This is a genomic window from Curtobacterium sp. MMLR14_006 (assembly GCF_001864985.1).
In the GTDB taxonomy this organism is placed as follows: domain Bacteria; phylum Actinomycetota; class Actinomycetes; order Actinomycetales; family Microbacteriaceae; genus Curtobacterium.
In genome coordinates, this window is record NZ_MJGU01000026.1 from 57,281 (window position 1) to 71,646 (window position 14,366).

General features: G+C 72.0%; 10 protein-coding genes and 1 tRNA gene. 4 read left to right on the forward strand and 7 right to left on the reverse strand.

Annotated features, from left to right (window positions below; all coding sequences use genetic code 11):
• On the reverse strand, window positions 1-530 hold a 530-nt coding region (locus tag BIU94_RS17930), incomplete at its 3' end, for a hypothetical protein (RefSeq protein WP_217639518.1).
• Window positions 531-721: 191 nt separating this feature from the next.
• Here BIU94_RS17930 and BIU94_RS16375 point away from each other — a divergent pair.
• Window positions 722-1,924: an aminotransferase class I/II-fold pyridoxal phosphate-dependent enzyme gene (locus tag BIU94_RS16375; RefSeq protein WP_071263315.1), complete on the forward strand. Its 1,203-nt coding sequence runs from the start codon at window positions 722-724 to the stop codon at window positions 1,922-1,924.
• Between the two features lie 628 nt (window positions 1,925-2,552).
• On the opposite strand, the gene BIU94_RS16380 is transcribed toward BIU94_RS16375, so the two are convergent.
• From BIU94_RS16380 to BIU94_RS16395, 4 genes are all read right to left on the reverse strand, one after another.
• Window positions 2,553-3,392 carry a carbon-nitrogen hydrolase family protein gene (locus BIU94_RS16380; protein ID WP_071263317.1) on the reverse strand — a complete coding sequence of 280 codons (840 nt, stop codon included), beginning with the start codon at window positions 3,390-3,392 and terminating at the stop codon, window positions 2,553-2,555.
• A 125-nt stretch (window positions 3,393-3,517) separates the two neighbouring features.
• Window positions 3,518-3,594: transfer RNA gene (locus BIU94_RS16385), tRNA-Met, on the reverse strand.
• Window positions 3,595-3,657: 63 nt separating this feature from the next.
• Complete coding sequence (locus tag BIU94_RS16390; RefSeq protein ID WP_175472153.1) at window positions 3,658-6,657, reverse strand: UPF0182 family protein; 3,000 nt, start codon at window positions 6,655-6,657, stop codon at window positions 3,658-3,660.
• Between the two features lie 166 nt (window positions 6,658-6,823).
• Complete coding sequence (locus BIU94_RS16395) at window positions 6,824-7,933, reverse strand: PDZ domain-containing protein (protein ID WP_071263319.1); 1,110 nt, start codon at window positions 7,931-7,933, stop codon at window positions 6,824-6,826.
• A 106-nt stretch (window positions 7,934-8,039) separates the two neighbouring features.
• Here BIU94_RS16395 and BIU94_RS16400 point away from each other — a divergent pair, with 106 nt between their 5' ends.
• Together BIU94_RS16400 and BIU94_RS16405 are read left to right on the forward strand one after the other, a co-directional pair.
• Window positions 8,040-9,443, forward strand: a complete 1,404-nt coding sequence (locus BIU94_RS16400) for a zinc-dependent metalloprotease (RefSeq protein WP_071263322.1) — start codon at window positions 8,040-8,042, stop codon at window positions 9,441-9,443.
• A gap of 60 nt (window positions 9,444-9,503) precedes the next feature.
• Complete coding sequence (locus tag BIU94_RS16405; protein WP_071263325.1) at window positions 9,504-10,361, forward strand: TOMM precursor leader peptide-binding protein; 858 nt, start codon at window positions 9,504-9,506, stop codon at window positions 10,359-10,361.
• Here the strand turns inward: BIU94_RS16405 and BIU94_RS16410 are convergent.
• Both BIU94_RS16410 and nudC read right to left on the reverse strand, forming a co-directional pair.
• The gene (locus BIU94_RS16410) at window positions 10,252-12,105 is read right to left on the reverse strand and encodes an ATP-dependent helicase (RefSeq protein ID WP_254783022.1); all 1,854 of its coding nucleotides are present in this window, start codon (window positions 12,103-12,105) and stop codon (window positions 10,252-10,254) included. The two genes, BIU94_RS16405 and BIU94_RS16410, sit on opposite strands and share 110 nt — an antisense overlap.
• On the reverse strand, window positions 12,102-13,037 hold the full coding sequence (gene nudC, locus BIU94_RS16415) for an NAD(+) diphosphatase (RefSeq protein ID WP_071263327.1): 936 nt from the start codon (window positions 13,035-13,037) through the stop codon (window positions 12,102-12,104). Before nudC ends, BIU94_RS16410 begins: the two co-directional genes overlap by 4 nt.
• A gap of 95 nt (window positions 13,038-13,132) precedes the next feature.
• On the opposite strand from nudC, the gene BIU94_RS16420 reads away from it, so the two are divergent.
• Window positions 13,133-14,131 carry a phosphotransferase gene (locus tag BIU94_RS16420; protein ID WP_071263618.1) on the forward strand — a complete coding sequence of 333 codons (999 nt, stop codon included), beginning with the start codon at window positions 13,133-13,135 and terminating at the stop codon, window positions 14,129-14,131.
• Window positions 14,132-14,366 lie beyond the last annotated feature (235 nt).

Consider the following 14,366-nt stretch of genomic DNA (forward strand, 5'->3'; position numbering starts at 1 on the left):
GACGGCTGCTGGCCGTACTGCTGCCGGGGCTGCTGGCCGTACTGCGACTGCCCGTACTGCGGCTGCTGGGGCTGCTGGGGCTGCTGGCCGTACTGCTGCTGGCCGTACTGCGCCTGCTGGCTCTGCTCGCCGTAGCGGGGCTGCTGGCCCTGGTGCTGCTGCCCGTACTGCTGCTGGGCCGGCTGACCGTACTGGGACTGCTGGGACTGCTGCTCGCCGTGCTGCTGGCCGTAGGGCGTCGCCTGCTGGCCGTAGCCGCCCTGCGACGACGGGGCCTGGTCGACCCGCGGGTAGGGCGCGGTGAAGCGGTCGGTCGGGTGCTCCGTCGACGATGGGATCACATCGGTGTGGTCGGGCGTCGACGCGGCGTCGGGTCGTGCTCGGCCCGCGTCGTCCGGCTGGTCGGAGTCGTTCTGCATCGACGTGTTCCCCTTCGTGGCCGCCTGTGCGGCGTCCTCACTGGCGGCAGGCGATGCCGCATCGTCCGGACGGAGGTCGTCGCCCTGCCCGTTGGGCGTGGTGTCGGTCATGCTGGACGTGCTCCTTTCAAGCTCGTGCAGTCTGTCCCAGCCACCTGAACGATGCTTCTGGCGAGGCTGCGAGCAACCTCTGCCGATCTTATGCGTGCGCTGTGCAGCGGGTCCCCGGTCCGCGGCGGACGGCCAGCTAGGTTGGGGTCCGTTCAGCGCGACACGTCGTCGCCGGCAGGGCAGGAGACGAGATGCGACAGCAAGGACCCTGGTTGCGAGCGGCCGAGGGCGCGATGCTCCTCGGACCCGACGGCGTCCCCGCGCCCACCGTCTTCGCCGAGATGAGCGCCCTCGCGGCGCGCACCGGTGCGATCAACCTCGGCCAGGGCTTCCCCGACGAGGACGGTCCGGCCGAGGTGCTCGAAGCCGCGGTGCAGGCCATCCGGGACGGCGCCAACCAGTACCCGCCGGGCCGGGGCACGCCGGACCTCCGCGCGGCCGTCGCCGGCCACCAACAGCACTGGTACGGTCTCGAGGTCGACCCCGACCGCGAGGTGCTCGTCACGGCCGGCGCCACCGAGGCCCTGGCCGCGACGCTCCTGGCCCTCGTCGAACCCGGCGACGAGGTCGTCACCTTCGAGCCGTTCTACGACGCCTACGGCGCGCTCATCCGCCTCGCCGGCGGTGTCCACGTCACGGTGCCGCTGACCGCGCCGGACTTCCTGCCGGACGAGGACACCCTGCGCGCCGCCTTCTCGCACCGGACACGGGTGGTCCTGGTGAACACGCCGCACAACCCGACCGGTCGCGTCATGCCCGTCGAGGTGCTGCGGACGATCGTCGACCTCGCCACGCAGTACGACGCGGTGATCGTCACCGACGAGGTCTACGAGCACCTCACGTTCACGGTCCCGCACACGCCCGTCGCGACGCTGCCCGGTGCCGCCGAGCGCACCGTGTCCGTCTCGAGCGCGGGCAAGACCTTCAGCACCACCGGGTGGAAGATCGGCTGGCTGACCGCTCCCCCGCTGCTCGTCGAAGCGATCACGACCGTCAAGCAGTACCTGACGTTCGTGAACGGCGCGCCCTTCCAACCGGCGATCGCCGCTGGCCTGCGCCTGCCGGACGCGGTGTTCACCGGGATCGCCGCCGACCTGTCCGTGAAGCACGACCTGCTCGCCGCCGGGCTCCGGACAGCGGGGTTCGACGTGCTCCGACCGGACGGCGGGTACTTCGTCCTCGCGGACACGGCCCCGCTCGGCTACGAGGACGCCCGGGAGTTCTGCCTGCGGGCGCCGGAGCTGACCGGGGTCGTCGGGGTGCCGGTGTCGGCGTTCGTCCGGCCGGAGCACGCCGCGGGGTACCGCTCGCTCGTGCGGTTCGCGTTCTGCAAGCGCCGCTCCGTGCTCGCCGAGGCCGCCGAGCGCCTGACCGCCCTCCGTCCCGCGTCCTGACCCGTCCCGGCCCGTGGGAACGCCGGGGCGCTGTTCCGCGCGTCGGTGGTCGTTCCGCGCGTGGAAGGCGGATCCGCGCGTAGGAGGCCCGACGGTCCGACCTCCCACGCGCGATCCTGCTTCCCACAGCACGCGCGATGGGACGGAACGTCCGCGGCGGAGGCGGGGCGGGTCTCCTGGCAGAGACACACTTCAAGACAGTTCCGCGCGTGGGCGGACGTTCCGCGCGTGGAAGGCGGATCCGCGCGTAGGAGGCCCGACGTTCCGGCCTCCTACGCGCGGATCCGCTTCCCACAGCACGCGCGATGGGACGGAACGTGCGTGGCGGAGGCGGGGCGGGCCTCCTGGCAGAGACACACTTCAAGACAGTTCCGCGCGTGGGTGGTCGTTCCGCGCGTGGAAGGAGGATCCGCGCTTAGGAGGCCCGACGTTCCGCCCTCCCACGCGCGATCCTGCTTCCCACAGCGCGCGCGATGGGACGGAACGTGCGCGCCCGGGAGGCGATGGGACGACCTCCGCAACGGTTCCCCGCGGCGGTGGACGAACCGCGCGGAGGCGGCCCGACGTTCCGCCCTCTCACGCGCGGACCCGCTTCCCACAGCGCGCGCCATGGGACGGAACGTGCGTGTCAGAGGTGGGACGGGCCTCCTGGCCGGACGCGCAGCGCGACGTCGTACCGACGGAGCGACAGTGACGGGTTGACCTGACGGACGGAAGCGGTGACGGCCGTGTCCACCGTGGCGACGAGCGTGCCCGGGGTCGCTCCGGCGGACGCGACGGCGACGCCGGAAGGGTCGAGCACCACGGAGCCGCCGATGCCGATCGGCGGGGTCTGCCCGACGCCGACGACCCAGATCGTGTTCTCGATCGCGCGGGCGGTGAGCAGGGTGCGCCAGTGGTGTTCCTTGCCCGGCCCCTTGACCCACTCGGCGGGCAGGACGACGACGTCTGCGGCGCCGACCTCGGGGGCGGCGAGCCGACGGGTGACCTCGGGGAACCGCAGGTCGTAGCAGGTCTCGAGGCCGACGCGCACGCCCTCGAGCTCGAAGACGGGCAGCTGTTCGGGGTCGCCGGGCTCGATGCGGTCGGACTCCCGTGCCCCGAACGCGTCGTAGAGGTGGACCTTGCGGTAGGTCGCGGCGATGGTCCCGTCGGGCAGCACGGCGACCAGGGTGTTCCGGAAGCGTTCCGGGGTGTCGGCGGTCTCGGCGACGCCGACCACGAGGGCGATGCCGGTCGAGCGCGCGATTCGGCGGAGCCCGGTGACGAAGGGGCCGTCGAGCGGTTCGGCTGCGGCGACGAAGCGGTCGTCGATGTCGGCCGTGAAGTACGAGGTGTACTCCGGCGTCACCAACAGGTCGGCTCCGCGTGCGGCTGCCTCGGTGGCGGCGGTGCGGACGGTCTCGAGGTTGGCGTTCGTGTCGTCCACCGGCGCGAACTGCGCGGCCGCGATCGTGAGGATGCCCATCCGCTGAGCGTAGCCGGGCGGTGTGCGGGAACGGGCCGTGCGGCTCCGCATCGATCGTGCTCGGCGATGTCCCGGACATGCGAAAGGCCCCGGTCCGAGTGGACCGGGGCCTTTGCTGTGACGCTTGGTTGCGGGGGCAGGATTTGAACCTACGACCTCTGGGTTATGAGCCCAGCGAGCTACCGAACTGCTCCACCCCGCGGCACGTTGAACAGCCTACACGGGCCCGTGGCGGGGCACAAATCGAGTGCCCCGCCACGGTGTGTCACTCGCCGTTCTCGGCCGCGGTGGCGGCTTCGATGGCGTCCTGCAGGCGCTGGTCGGCCTCGGCCGCGGCGACCAGGTCGTTGTCCGCGTAGGCCTGCTGGCGGTCCTGCAGCGCGTCGTTCGCGTCCGACAGCGCCTTCTGCAGCGCGTCGTTGTCGACCGTGCCGGAACCCGTCGAGCCACCGGTCGAACCGGAGCCCGACCCGGCGTCCGAGCCCGAACCGGAGTCGGATCCCTCGTCGGTCGAGCCGCTGCCCGAGCCCCCGGTGCCGGAGTCACCGGCGGTCGCGCCGGAGTCGCCGTCGAACAGGGCGTCGAGGGCCTCGTCGAGGGTGTTCTCGAACTCGACCCGGTCGCCGAAGGCCACGAGGACCTTCTGCAGCAGCGGGTACGAGCCGCTCGACGTCGACTGGACGTACACGGGCTGCACGTACAGGAAGCCGCCGCCGACCGGGAGGGTCAACAGGTTGCCCTGCTTCACGGTCGAGTTGCCGCGCTTCAGGATGTTCAGCTGCTGCGAGACCCGCGAGTCACCATTGAAGAGACCCTGCACCTGCACCGGACCGGGGATGTTGTCGGTCTTCGGCATCGTCAGCAGGGTGAGGGTGCCGTAGCCGGAACCCTTCTTCCCCTTGCCGGCACCGCCGGCGTCGGAGTTCGCGGCGAGGTAGCCGGTCAGCACGTTGCGGTTGTTGTCGCCGGCCGTCTGCTGCGGGATGTACGTCGTGTAGAGCGAGTACGCCGTCCCCTGCCCTGGGACCTTCATCGTGAGGTAGTACGGGTCCTGCAGGTTGCTCGCACTCGTCGACGACGACTGGGCGTTCAGTGCGTTGTTCTGCACCTGCGAGTTCGAGTTCGAACCCGTGCCCGTCGTGTCCGTGTCGGTGTCCGTGTTCGCCGCCGTGGTGGTCGTCGGCTCCTGCGGGGTGTTCCACGCGTCGTCACCCGAGTAGAACGAGTTCGCGTTCGTGACGTGGTACGTGCCGAGGATCGAACGCTGCACCTTGAACAGGTCCGTGGGGTACCGGACGTGGTCGAGGAGCTCCGCGCTCATGCTCGAGACCGGCTGCATCGCGGTCGGGAAGATCTTCTGCCACGTCTTGAGCACCGGGTCCTCGGTGTCCCATGCGTAGAGGGTCACCTTGCCCGTGTACGCGTCGACGGTGGCCTTCACCGAGTTGCGGATGTAGTTCACCTGGTCGGTGCGGTACGCCGAGCTCTCGGCCCCCGCGATGCTGTCCGACAGGCTCTGGCTCTGCGAGTACGGGTAGGCGTCGCTCGTGGTGTAGCCGTCGACGACCCACTGGATGCGGTGGTCGACGATCGCCGGGTAGGCGTCGCTGTCGACCGTCAGGTACGGCGCGACCTTCTTCACACGGGTGAGCGGGTCACGGTCGTAGAGGATCTGTGACTTCTGGTTGACGGCGTCCGAGAGCAGGATCTGCTCCGACTGGAACTTCGCCGCGTAGACCAGGCGGTTGAAGAAGTTGCCGATGCTCGGCCCGCCCTGGCCTGCGTAGGTCGTGGTCGCGTTGCCGCCGTTGTCGGTGTCGTCGTCGGAGCCGGACGGGTAGTCGAGCTCGACGTCCTTCGAGCCTTCCGGCGCACCCACGATCGAGTACGGCGGCGAGGTCTCGCCGAAGTAGACGCGCTGCTGGAACTCGCCCAGCGCACCGTTCGACGGGATGCCCGACTCGAGGAACACCGGCTTGCCGTCGGAGGCGCGCTGGTTGCCGTACGCCGCGGTCACGCCGTAGCCGTGCGTGTAGACGAAGGCCCGGTTGTACTGCGTGTTCGCCGCGTTGCTCAGGCCGCCGAGGTCGATGTCACGCACCGCGATGACGGTGTCCTCGGTCTTGCCCTTGACGTCGTACCGGTCGACGTCGAGCTGCTTCGGGAACTGGTAGTACTGCCGGTACTGCTGCAGCTGGCTGAAGGTGTCGGAGACGATCTTCGGGTCGATGAGGCGGATGTTCGCCGTCGTCTGCACGTCCTCTGCCAGGGCGCCGGAGCTCGCCTCGGTGGTGGCGTCGTAGTTCTGTTCCTCGACCCCGGAGACGCCGTACGCGTCCCTGGTCGCCTTGATGTTCCGCTCGATGTAGGCGGACTCGTAGGTTCGCTCCGAGGGCTTCACCTGCAGTCGCTGGACGATCCACGGGTAGATGCCGCCGACGACGATCGCCGCGACGAGCAGCAGCCCGGTGCCGACGATCGAGATGCGCCAGCGACCGATGACCGCCGTGAGGATGAAGAGGATCGCCACGATCGCGGCGATGCCGGCCAGGATCTCGCGGCCCGGGATGACCGCGTTGACGTCGGTGTACTGCGCACCCGTGATCCGCGGGTTGTCCTTGATGAGGGTCGCGTACTGGTCGAGCCAGAGGCTGACGGCCTGCAGGGCGACGTAGACCGCAGCGGTCACGGCCAGCTGCACGCGTGCGGCCCGGGAGACCCGGACCTCGCGCTGTCCGAAGCGCAGGGCGCCGTAGAGGTAGCAGGCGGCGAGCGCGGCGAGGCCGGCGATGAGCACGACGGCCGACGAGTACGCGACGACCGAGCGCCAGAACGGCAGCTCGAAGACGTAGAAGCCGATGTCGAGGCCGAACTGCGGGTCCTTCTTGCCGAAGGGCGTCCGGTTGAAGTACTCGAGCACCATGCTCCAGCGGCCGGCGGTCGACAGCCCGGCGAAGATGCCGAGCACGACGGGGATGCCGATCATGACGGCACGGCGGAGCGGCTCGATGACCTGCTGGTAGCGGTCGAGCTGCGAGTTCAGCTTCGCGTAGACGGGGCGGAACCGGAACGCGAGCGCGATGCTCGCGTACACCGGGATCGCCATGCCGAGGAACCCGGCGACGAACATGAGCGCACTGGCGGTCCAGCGCGTGGTGAGGACCTGCTGGAAGCCGAGCTGCGCGAACCACGCGTAGTCGGTGTACAGGCTGGCGAAGATGAAGAAGCCGATCACCAGTGCGGCCAGCACGATGATCGTGACCACGATCGGGACCCGCGGCGAACGCCGCCCCGAGGTGGACGAGGTTGTCGTCACTTGATGTGCTCCAGACGTGTCGGACCGGCGGGCCCGGCACGTGGCGGGCCGTCAGTGCCACCGATCCTATGGGACCGGACCGATGGTGAAACTGTACGGGGACTCAGGATGCGCGTCAGGACCCGCAGCGGGCCAGCTTCGCGGTGCTCCCGCCGTCGGCGATCGTCTGCAGGTCCGTCACGGCCTGGTCGAGCGTCGAGACCTTGTACACGTCGAGTCCGTCGGGCACGTGGCCGACGACCTCGTCGCAGTTGGCCGCGGGCGCGAGGAACACGGTGGCCCCGGCCTGCTTCGCGCCGTAGAGCTTCTGGCGGATGCCGCCGATGGCGCCGACCTCGCCGTCGGCCGTGATCGTGCCGGTGCCCGCGACGTGCTCGCCGCCGTTCAGCTCGCCGGGCGTGATCTCGTCGATGATCCCGAGCGCGAACATCATGCCGGCCGAGGGGCCGCCGACGTCCTGCAGCGTGATCGACACCCGGAACGGGAAGTCGTAGCGCTCGGTCACCCCGACGCCGAGGAGCGCGGTGCCCTGCTCGTCGCGCGGGGTGACGCGGACCTGCTTCGTCGCGCCGTCGCGTCGCAGGGTGATCGTCGCGGGACTGCTCGTGCCGTGCTCCGCGACGGCCTCGCGCAACGAGGTGGCGTCGGCGTTCGTGGTCAGGGACGTGCCGTCGAAGGCGGTGATGACGTCGCCCTGCCGGATCGTGCCGTCGGCAGCGGACCCCTCCTGCACGGTGCCGACCTGCAGCTCGGTGGGCAGGTCGTAGCCCTGCTGCACGAGGGCCGCTGCGACGGCGGACTGCTGCGACGCCTGCATGTCGGCGGAGTCCTGCTTGTTGACCTGCTCGGTGGTGGTGCCGCTCGGGTAGACGGCCTCGACCGGGATCACCGCCTGCGACCGGGTGAAGACCGCGCGGACCACGCTCGTCCAGGACGGTCGGTTCGTCGCGTCGCCCTGGATGCCGACGGTGAGCATGTCGAGCGCGCCGGAGGTCGGGTACGTCTCGTGCCCGGAGATCTGGATGAGCTTGACGTCCTTCGCGTCCTTGCCCGTCCCCTGCTGCTGCGTGCCGATGGTGTTGTAGACCGGGCCGGGCACCTCGATCAGGTACGGGCTCGGGAGCAGGCTCGCGACGATGCCGAGGACCACGGCACCGACCACGAACGACCACCCGACCGTCCTGGCGCGGGATCGACGACGGGGCGCGGGGGCGAAGAGGGTCACGCAGGATCCTTCCGGAGTGGGGTGTTCGCCCTCGGCGCAGCGGTTCGGGCGTTCCCACGGGGGCGTCCCAGGTCCGTGCCCGTGAGCAGCGATTAGCGTAGTCGGCATGCCTGATGAACCCCAGCCTGGGCCGGACGACGACTTCCAGGAGATGCTGCGCAAGCTGCTCTCGGGCGAGGGCCAGATCGACCCGTCGCAGCTCGCCGGAGCCGCCGGCCTGCCGAACGACCCGGCCTTCGTGGCGAACCTGATGAGCCAGCTGCAGCACGCGGCGCAGTCGGGCGGCGACGGCATCGACTTCTCCGCCACGGCGGACCGTGCGACCGCGATCGCCCGCGACGGCGGTCACCCGGTCGACCCGGCGACCTCGCAGGCCGCCGACCAGGCGTTCCAGGTCGCCGCGCTCTGGCTCGACGAGGTCACGACCGTCGCGGAGCTCACCGCCGCACCGAGCCTGTACACCCGCGAGCAGTGGGCACGGGCGACGACGCCGGTGTGGACCCAGATCGCGGAGCCGGTCGCGTTCAGCATCGCGGACGCCCTGACCGAGGCGATCGACCAGCGCGCCCCGGAAGAGCTCAAGGCCATGCTCGGCGACGTCTCGAAGGCGATGCGCGGCGTCGGCGGCGCACTGTTCGCGATCCAGCTCGGTCAGGTCGTCGGCCAGCTCGCGAAGGAGGTCGTGTCGGGTGGCGACGTCGGCGTGCCGCTGCTCGACGAGCAGGTCGCAGCGCTCGTGCCGCAGAACGTGTCCGAGTTCGCCGAGGGGCTCGACGTGCCCGAGGACGAGGTCCGCATCTACCTGGCCGTCCGCGAGCTCGCGCACGCCCGGCTGTTCCGCTCCGCGCGGTGGCTGCGCCTGCACATCATCTCGTCGATCACCGAGTACGCACGCGGCATCCACATCCCGTTCGACCGCGTGGAGGAACTCGCGGCGGACATCGACCCGACGAACCAGGAGCAGCTGCGCGACGCACTCGCCTCGGGTGCCCTCATCCCGCCCCGCACGCCGGAGCAGGACGCCGCACTCGCCCGGCTCGAGACCATGCTCGCCCTGGTCGAGGGCTGGGTGGACACGGTGACGGCCGCGGCGACGAGCCGGCTGCCGAAGGCCGGCGCCATCGCCGAGATGGTCCGCCGCCGCCGTGCCGCGGGCGGCCCCGCCGAGTCCGCGTTCGCGACCCTCGTCGGACTCGAACTGCGACCGCGCCGCCTGCGCGAGGCCGCCGCGATGTGGCAGCGGGTGACCGACGAGCTCGGCGCCGAGCAGCGGGACGCCCTCTGGTCGCACTTCGACCTCGTGCCGACGTCCGAGGACGTCGACGCGCCGGAGGCGCTCGTCGCCCGCCTGCGCAACCCGGAGCAGACCGTGGAGGACGACGCCTTCGACAAGGCCCTCGAGGACCTGCTCAACGACGCCACCGGCGCCCGCCCCCAGGAGGACGAGTCCGGGCACGTCGCCGAGGAGCCCGGTGACACCGACGGCACGGACGACACCGACCGCCGCTGAGTTCTCCACAGATCGACCACACGACCCCACGCCGCCCCGTCGAACGGGCAGCGTGGGGTCATGGGCATCCGCATCGATCCGGCGCTCGAGTTCGTCTGGCGTGACCCCGCCACCGTGCAGCTCGGCGTGGACCCGCCGCGCGCCCTCGTCGACGTGCCGAGCACGGCCGAGGAACGCTTCCTGTGCGCGCTCCGCCGCGAGACCGGGCGCGACGCGCTGTCCGGGGTGGCGACGGCGTCCGGTTGCCCGCCGGACGTCGCCGCTCGGGTCCTCGGAGCGGCGTCACCGGCGGTGGTCGACGTGCTCCCCGAGCCGCTCGAGCGGGTCGAGGTGCACGGGCGGGGTCCCCTCGCCGACGCGATCGCAGGGTTCCTGAGCGGCGAGGGCGTCACCGTCGTCCGGACGACCGCGCCCAGGGGCGGCCCGGTCCACCTGCCGGGGCACGACCCACGGCTCGCCGTCGTGGTCGCCGACCACGTCGTCGACCCGGCGCTGCGCGCCGCCTGGACCCGCAGGGGCGTGCCGCACCTGCCGGTGGTGGTGGGCGACGGACGCATCCGCCTCGGGCCGTTCGTCGTGCCGGGTGGTGGGCCGTGCCTCCAGTGCGCGGAGCTCGGGCGGACCGACGCCGACCCGGCCTGGCCGACCATCGCCTCCCAGCTGTGGGGACGCCCGGCGGCACCGCTGTCGCCGTGGCGGGTCGCCGCGGTGGCGGCCGCTGCCACCCGCGCGCTCGTCGAACGCCTGCCGCTGCGGACGCAGCGCGCCGACCCGGACCAACTCGTCTTCGACCGCGACGACCTGTCGGTCAACCGGACGCCGGTGCGGCCCCATCCACGCTGCGCGTGCCGAGCGCTGCCAGGAACCGGCTCGGGGTCCGGGCTCCCCCACGCGTGGACCCCTGTCTCGACCACGTGATGGTGATCGAGTGACGAGCGCGGGTCAATCCGACGTAGAAGAGCCGCCGCTCCTCGTCGACCTCGGTGTCGGTGGTGGCGTGCGAGATCGGGAGCAGCCCCTCGGCGGCGCCGGCGATGACGACGTGCGGCCACTCCAGACCCTTGGAGGAGTGCAGGGTCGCGAGGGTGACGGCGTCCACGTCGGGTTCGTGGTGCGTCGCGGCGCGGTCGACGAGGTCCTGCGTGAACTGCTGCATGGTGGTGCCGGCTGGTGCGTCCTCGGCGAGGCCCATGATCGCCTGCAGGGCCTCCCACTGCTCGCGGACGGCGCCGGTGCCCTCGGGGGCGGTGGGCGTCCAGCCGCTCACCTGCAGCACGAGGCGCACCCGACGGGTCAGCTCGTCGTCCGTCTGCCGGATCGCCTCGCCGCGCATGTGGTGCACCGCGAGCTTGACCTCCGGCCGGTTGAAGAACCGGGTGCCGCCCTGCACCCGGAACGGGATGCCGTTGCGCCCGAGAGCGGACTCGAGGGCGGCGGACTGCGCCCCGACGCGGAACAGGACGGCGCAGTCACCGTAGGACGCGCCGCCGTCGACGAGCTCCGCGATGCGGCGGGCGATGGTCTGGGCCTCGTCGCCGTCGTGGACGCACGGCACCACCACGGGTTCCGGTCCGGGTTCCGTGGACTGCGCGACGAGGTCGAGCGCGCCCGGCTGGCCGCGCATCAGGGCGTTCGCGGCGTGCACCACCTGCCGGGTGGAGCGGTAGTTCCGCTCGAGTCGCAGCACCGAGCCGCGGGGGAACTCCGAACCGAAGCCGAGCAGGTAGTCGCTCGAGGCGCCCGCGAACGAGTAGATGGTCTGGCTGGCGTCACCGACGACGCACAGGTCGTCGCGGCCACCGAGCCACGCCCGGAGCAGGTCGTGCTGCACGGGCGAGACGTCCTGGTACTCGTCGACGACGAAGAACCGGTACTGCTGCCGCACGTACGACGCCACCCGCGGCTCGGACTCGACCATGCCGAGCGTCGTGAGCAGGACGTCCTCGAAGTCGAGCTGCCGACGGTCGTCCTTGAGCCGCTCGTACGCCTTCATGAGGTCGATGACCCGCCGGGGCGAGGTGTCGCGCGGCATGACGCGGTCGGCGGCGGCGGCCTCGTACTCCTCGAGCGAGAGCATCTGCACCTTGCGCCACTCGACCTCGGCGGCCAGGTCGCGGAGCACGGGCGTGTCCACGGACATGCCGACGGTGTCCGCGGCGTGGGCGATCATCCGGCCCTTCGACTCGACGATCTTCGGCGCGTGCCCGCCGACCGTGTCCGGCCAGAAGTAGCTGAGCTGCGCCATCGCTGCCGCGTGGAAGGTGCGCGCCTGGACCGTGCCGGCCCCGAGCGAGCGCAGTCGGGAGCGCAGCTCACCGGCTGCGCGGGTCGTGAACGTCAGGGCGAGGACGTGGTTCGGGGCGTAGGTGCCCGTCGCCACGCCGTAGGCGATGCGGTGCGTGATGGCGCGGGTCTTGCCGGTGCCGGCACCGGCGAGGACCGCGACCGGGCCGAGCAGCGTCCTCGCGACGGTGCGCTGCTCGGCGTCGAGCGCGGCGAGCAGCTCGTCGGGCGACGGCGGACGGACCTCGGGCGCCCCGGCACCAGCCCGAGCACCCGGCGAACCGGCACCGGCACGCGGAGAACCGGTACCGGCACGAGCACCCGGAGCACCGGCACCAGCACCCGGAGGACCGGCCGCGCCCCACCCCGGACCGCTCACGGTGTGTCCAGCGGCCCGCCGTACCACTCCTCGATGATGGCGCGGGCGATCGAGGTGCGTCCGGGCAGCAGCAGGGTGTCCCCCGCGCGCTCCCGGATCTCGTCGCGCGAGAACCAGCGGACGTCGAGGATCTCCACACCGTCCGGCCGCGCCGTCGACGGGTCGCCGTCGAGCGCGCGTGCGCGGAAGCCCACCATCAGGGACGCCGGGAACGGCCAGGGCTGCGAGCCGAGGTACTCGGGCTCCTCGACGCGGACGCCGGACTCCTCCCAGACCTCGCGGCGGACCGCGTCCTCCAGGGACTCGCCCGGCTCGACGAACCCGGCGAGCAGCGAGTACCGGTTCGCGTCCCAGGCGGCGTTCGAGCCGAGCAGGATCCGGTCGTCGGCGTCGACCACGCCGACGATGATCGCGGCGTCGGTGCGCGGGAAGTGCTCGTGGCCCTGCGGGTCGCGGCGCACCCAGCCGCCGGTGAGGACGTCGGTGGCCGAGCCGGTGCGGGGCGAGAACCCGTGGACGGCGTGCCAGTTCGCCATCGCGACCGCCTCGACCGCCAGCCCCTGGTCGCGTGCCGAGAGCTCGGTGCCGAACATGCGCAGGCTCTCCCACGCGTCGGCGGAGGGCTCGATCGCGGCCGCGGTGTCGTCGTCCACCAGTGCGGCGACGAAGCGGGTGCCGGCGGGGGCGTCGTCGGCGTCGGACACGGCCCGGCCGAGGTACAGGACGACGGTGCCCTCCGGCACGTCGGATGCGGTCACGAAGCGCAGGGCGCCGTCGGCGTTCCGCAGCACCTCGGCGCCGTGCACCGGCAGGAACCGGGTCTGCCCGTCCTCGCGCAGGACGCGCTCGAGGTCGGGGGTGGTGCGGAACTCGGCGTCGCGGTCGAGTTCGTTGCGGGACAGCGGGAGCCGGGAGGCGAACTCGACGGTCACGGCAGAGGGCTCCTCAGATCAGCGGCTTCGGCCGGGAGCGCCCGGGTCAGCGTGGCGCGCCCCGAAGGCGACGACACGGACCTACCCTGATGGGCATGGCGGGATCCCAGTTCACTCTAGCCGCGTTGGCGACGACGGCCGTGCCCGGTCTCGTCGTCACGGGCACGCGCACGCTCGGCTCGGCCGCGGCCGGCGACTACGAGTCCGCCCTCCTCCGCGACGCCGACGGCGTCGAGCTGGTCATCCGCCGCCCGCGGAACCAGCGGGCCGAGGCACGGCAGTCGGCGGACCTCGTCGCGATCCGGGCGTTGAGCGCCGGGATCCGCACGCGGCTGCCGTTCGGCGTGGTCGAGTACCGCGGCCAGGCCCCGATCGGGTCGACCCGCGCCATCGTCACCACCAGCCTGCCGGGCACGCACCCGACCCTGCGCTCGCTCGCGGAGCAGCCGGACCTCGCGACGAGCGTCGGCCGCGCCGTCGCGGCCGTGCACCAGCTGCCGACGAGCTTCGTCTCGGACGCCGGCCTGCCGTCGCTGACGCCGTTCGAGGTGCTGCGGTCCGCCGTCTCGGTGATGGACCGCGCGGTGGCGACGAAGCTCGTCCCCGCCGCCCTCGTCGAGCGCTGGGAGGGCGCGGCCCGCGACCAGCAGCTCTGGCAGTTCACCCCGACCGTCGTGCACGGCTCGCTCGGCACGGGTGCGTTGCTCGTCGACGGCGACGCCGTCAGCGGAGTCCTCGACTGGGGCGAGCTGCGCCTCGGTGACCCCGCGAAGGACCTGGCGTGGGTCCTCGCCGGCAGTCGCGACGCCTTCGACACCGTCCTCAGCGCCTACGAGGCGAACGGCGGCGGCCGGGACCGCCAGCTCGCGCAGCGCGCGCGGGTGCACCACGAGCTCGAGACGGCGCACTGGCTGCTGCACGGCGTGCAGGCGAAGAGCACCGAGATCGTGGACGACGCGGTCGCGATGATGCACCGGTTGGTCGACGCGGTGCACGCACCGAGCGCCGAGCCGCTGCAGTCCGTCTCCCCCGACACGATGGAGATCGGCGAGGTCGAGCAGCTGCTGTCGTCGACCGAGCGTCGGCACGGCTGACCGCACGGCCTGCTCCGTCGCCGCGTCGACCGTCGCCGCGTCGACCGTCGCGCCGGGTCACCGGACGTGACCGTCTGGAGGCCCGGTGCCGGCCCGGCGGACCGGCACCGGGCCTCCAGTGCGGAGCGCGTCGGGCACGCAGCGTGACCGGCGCAGGTCCCGACCGGTGCGCGGCCCGACCGGTGCGCGGCCCGACCGGTGCGCGGCCGGACCGTCACGGATCCCGACGGGCGCG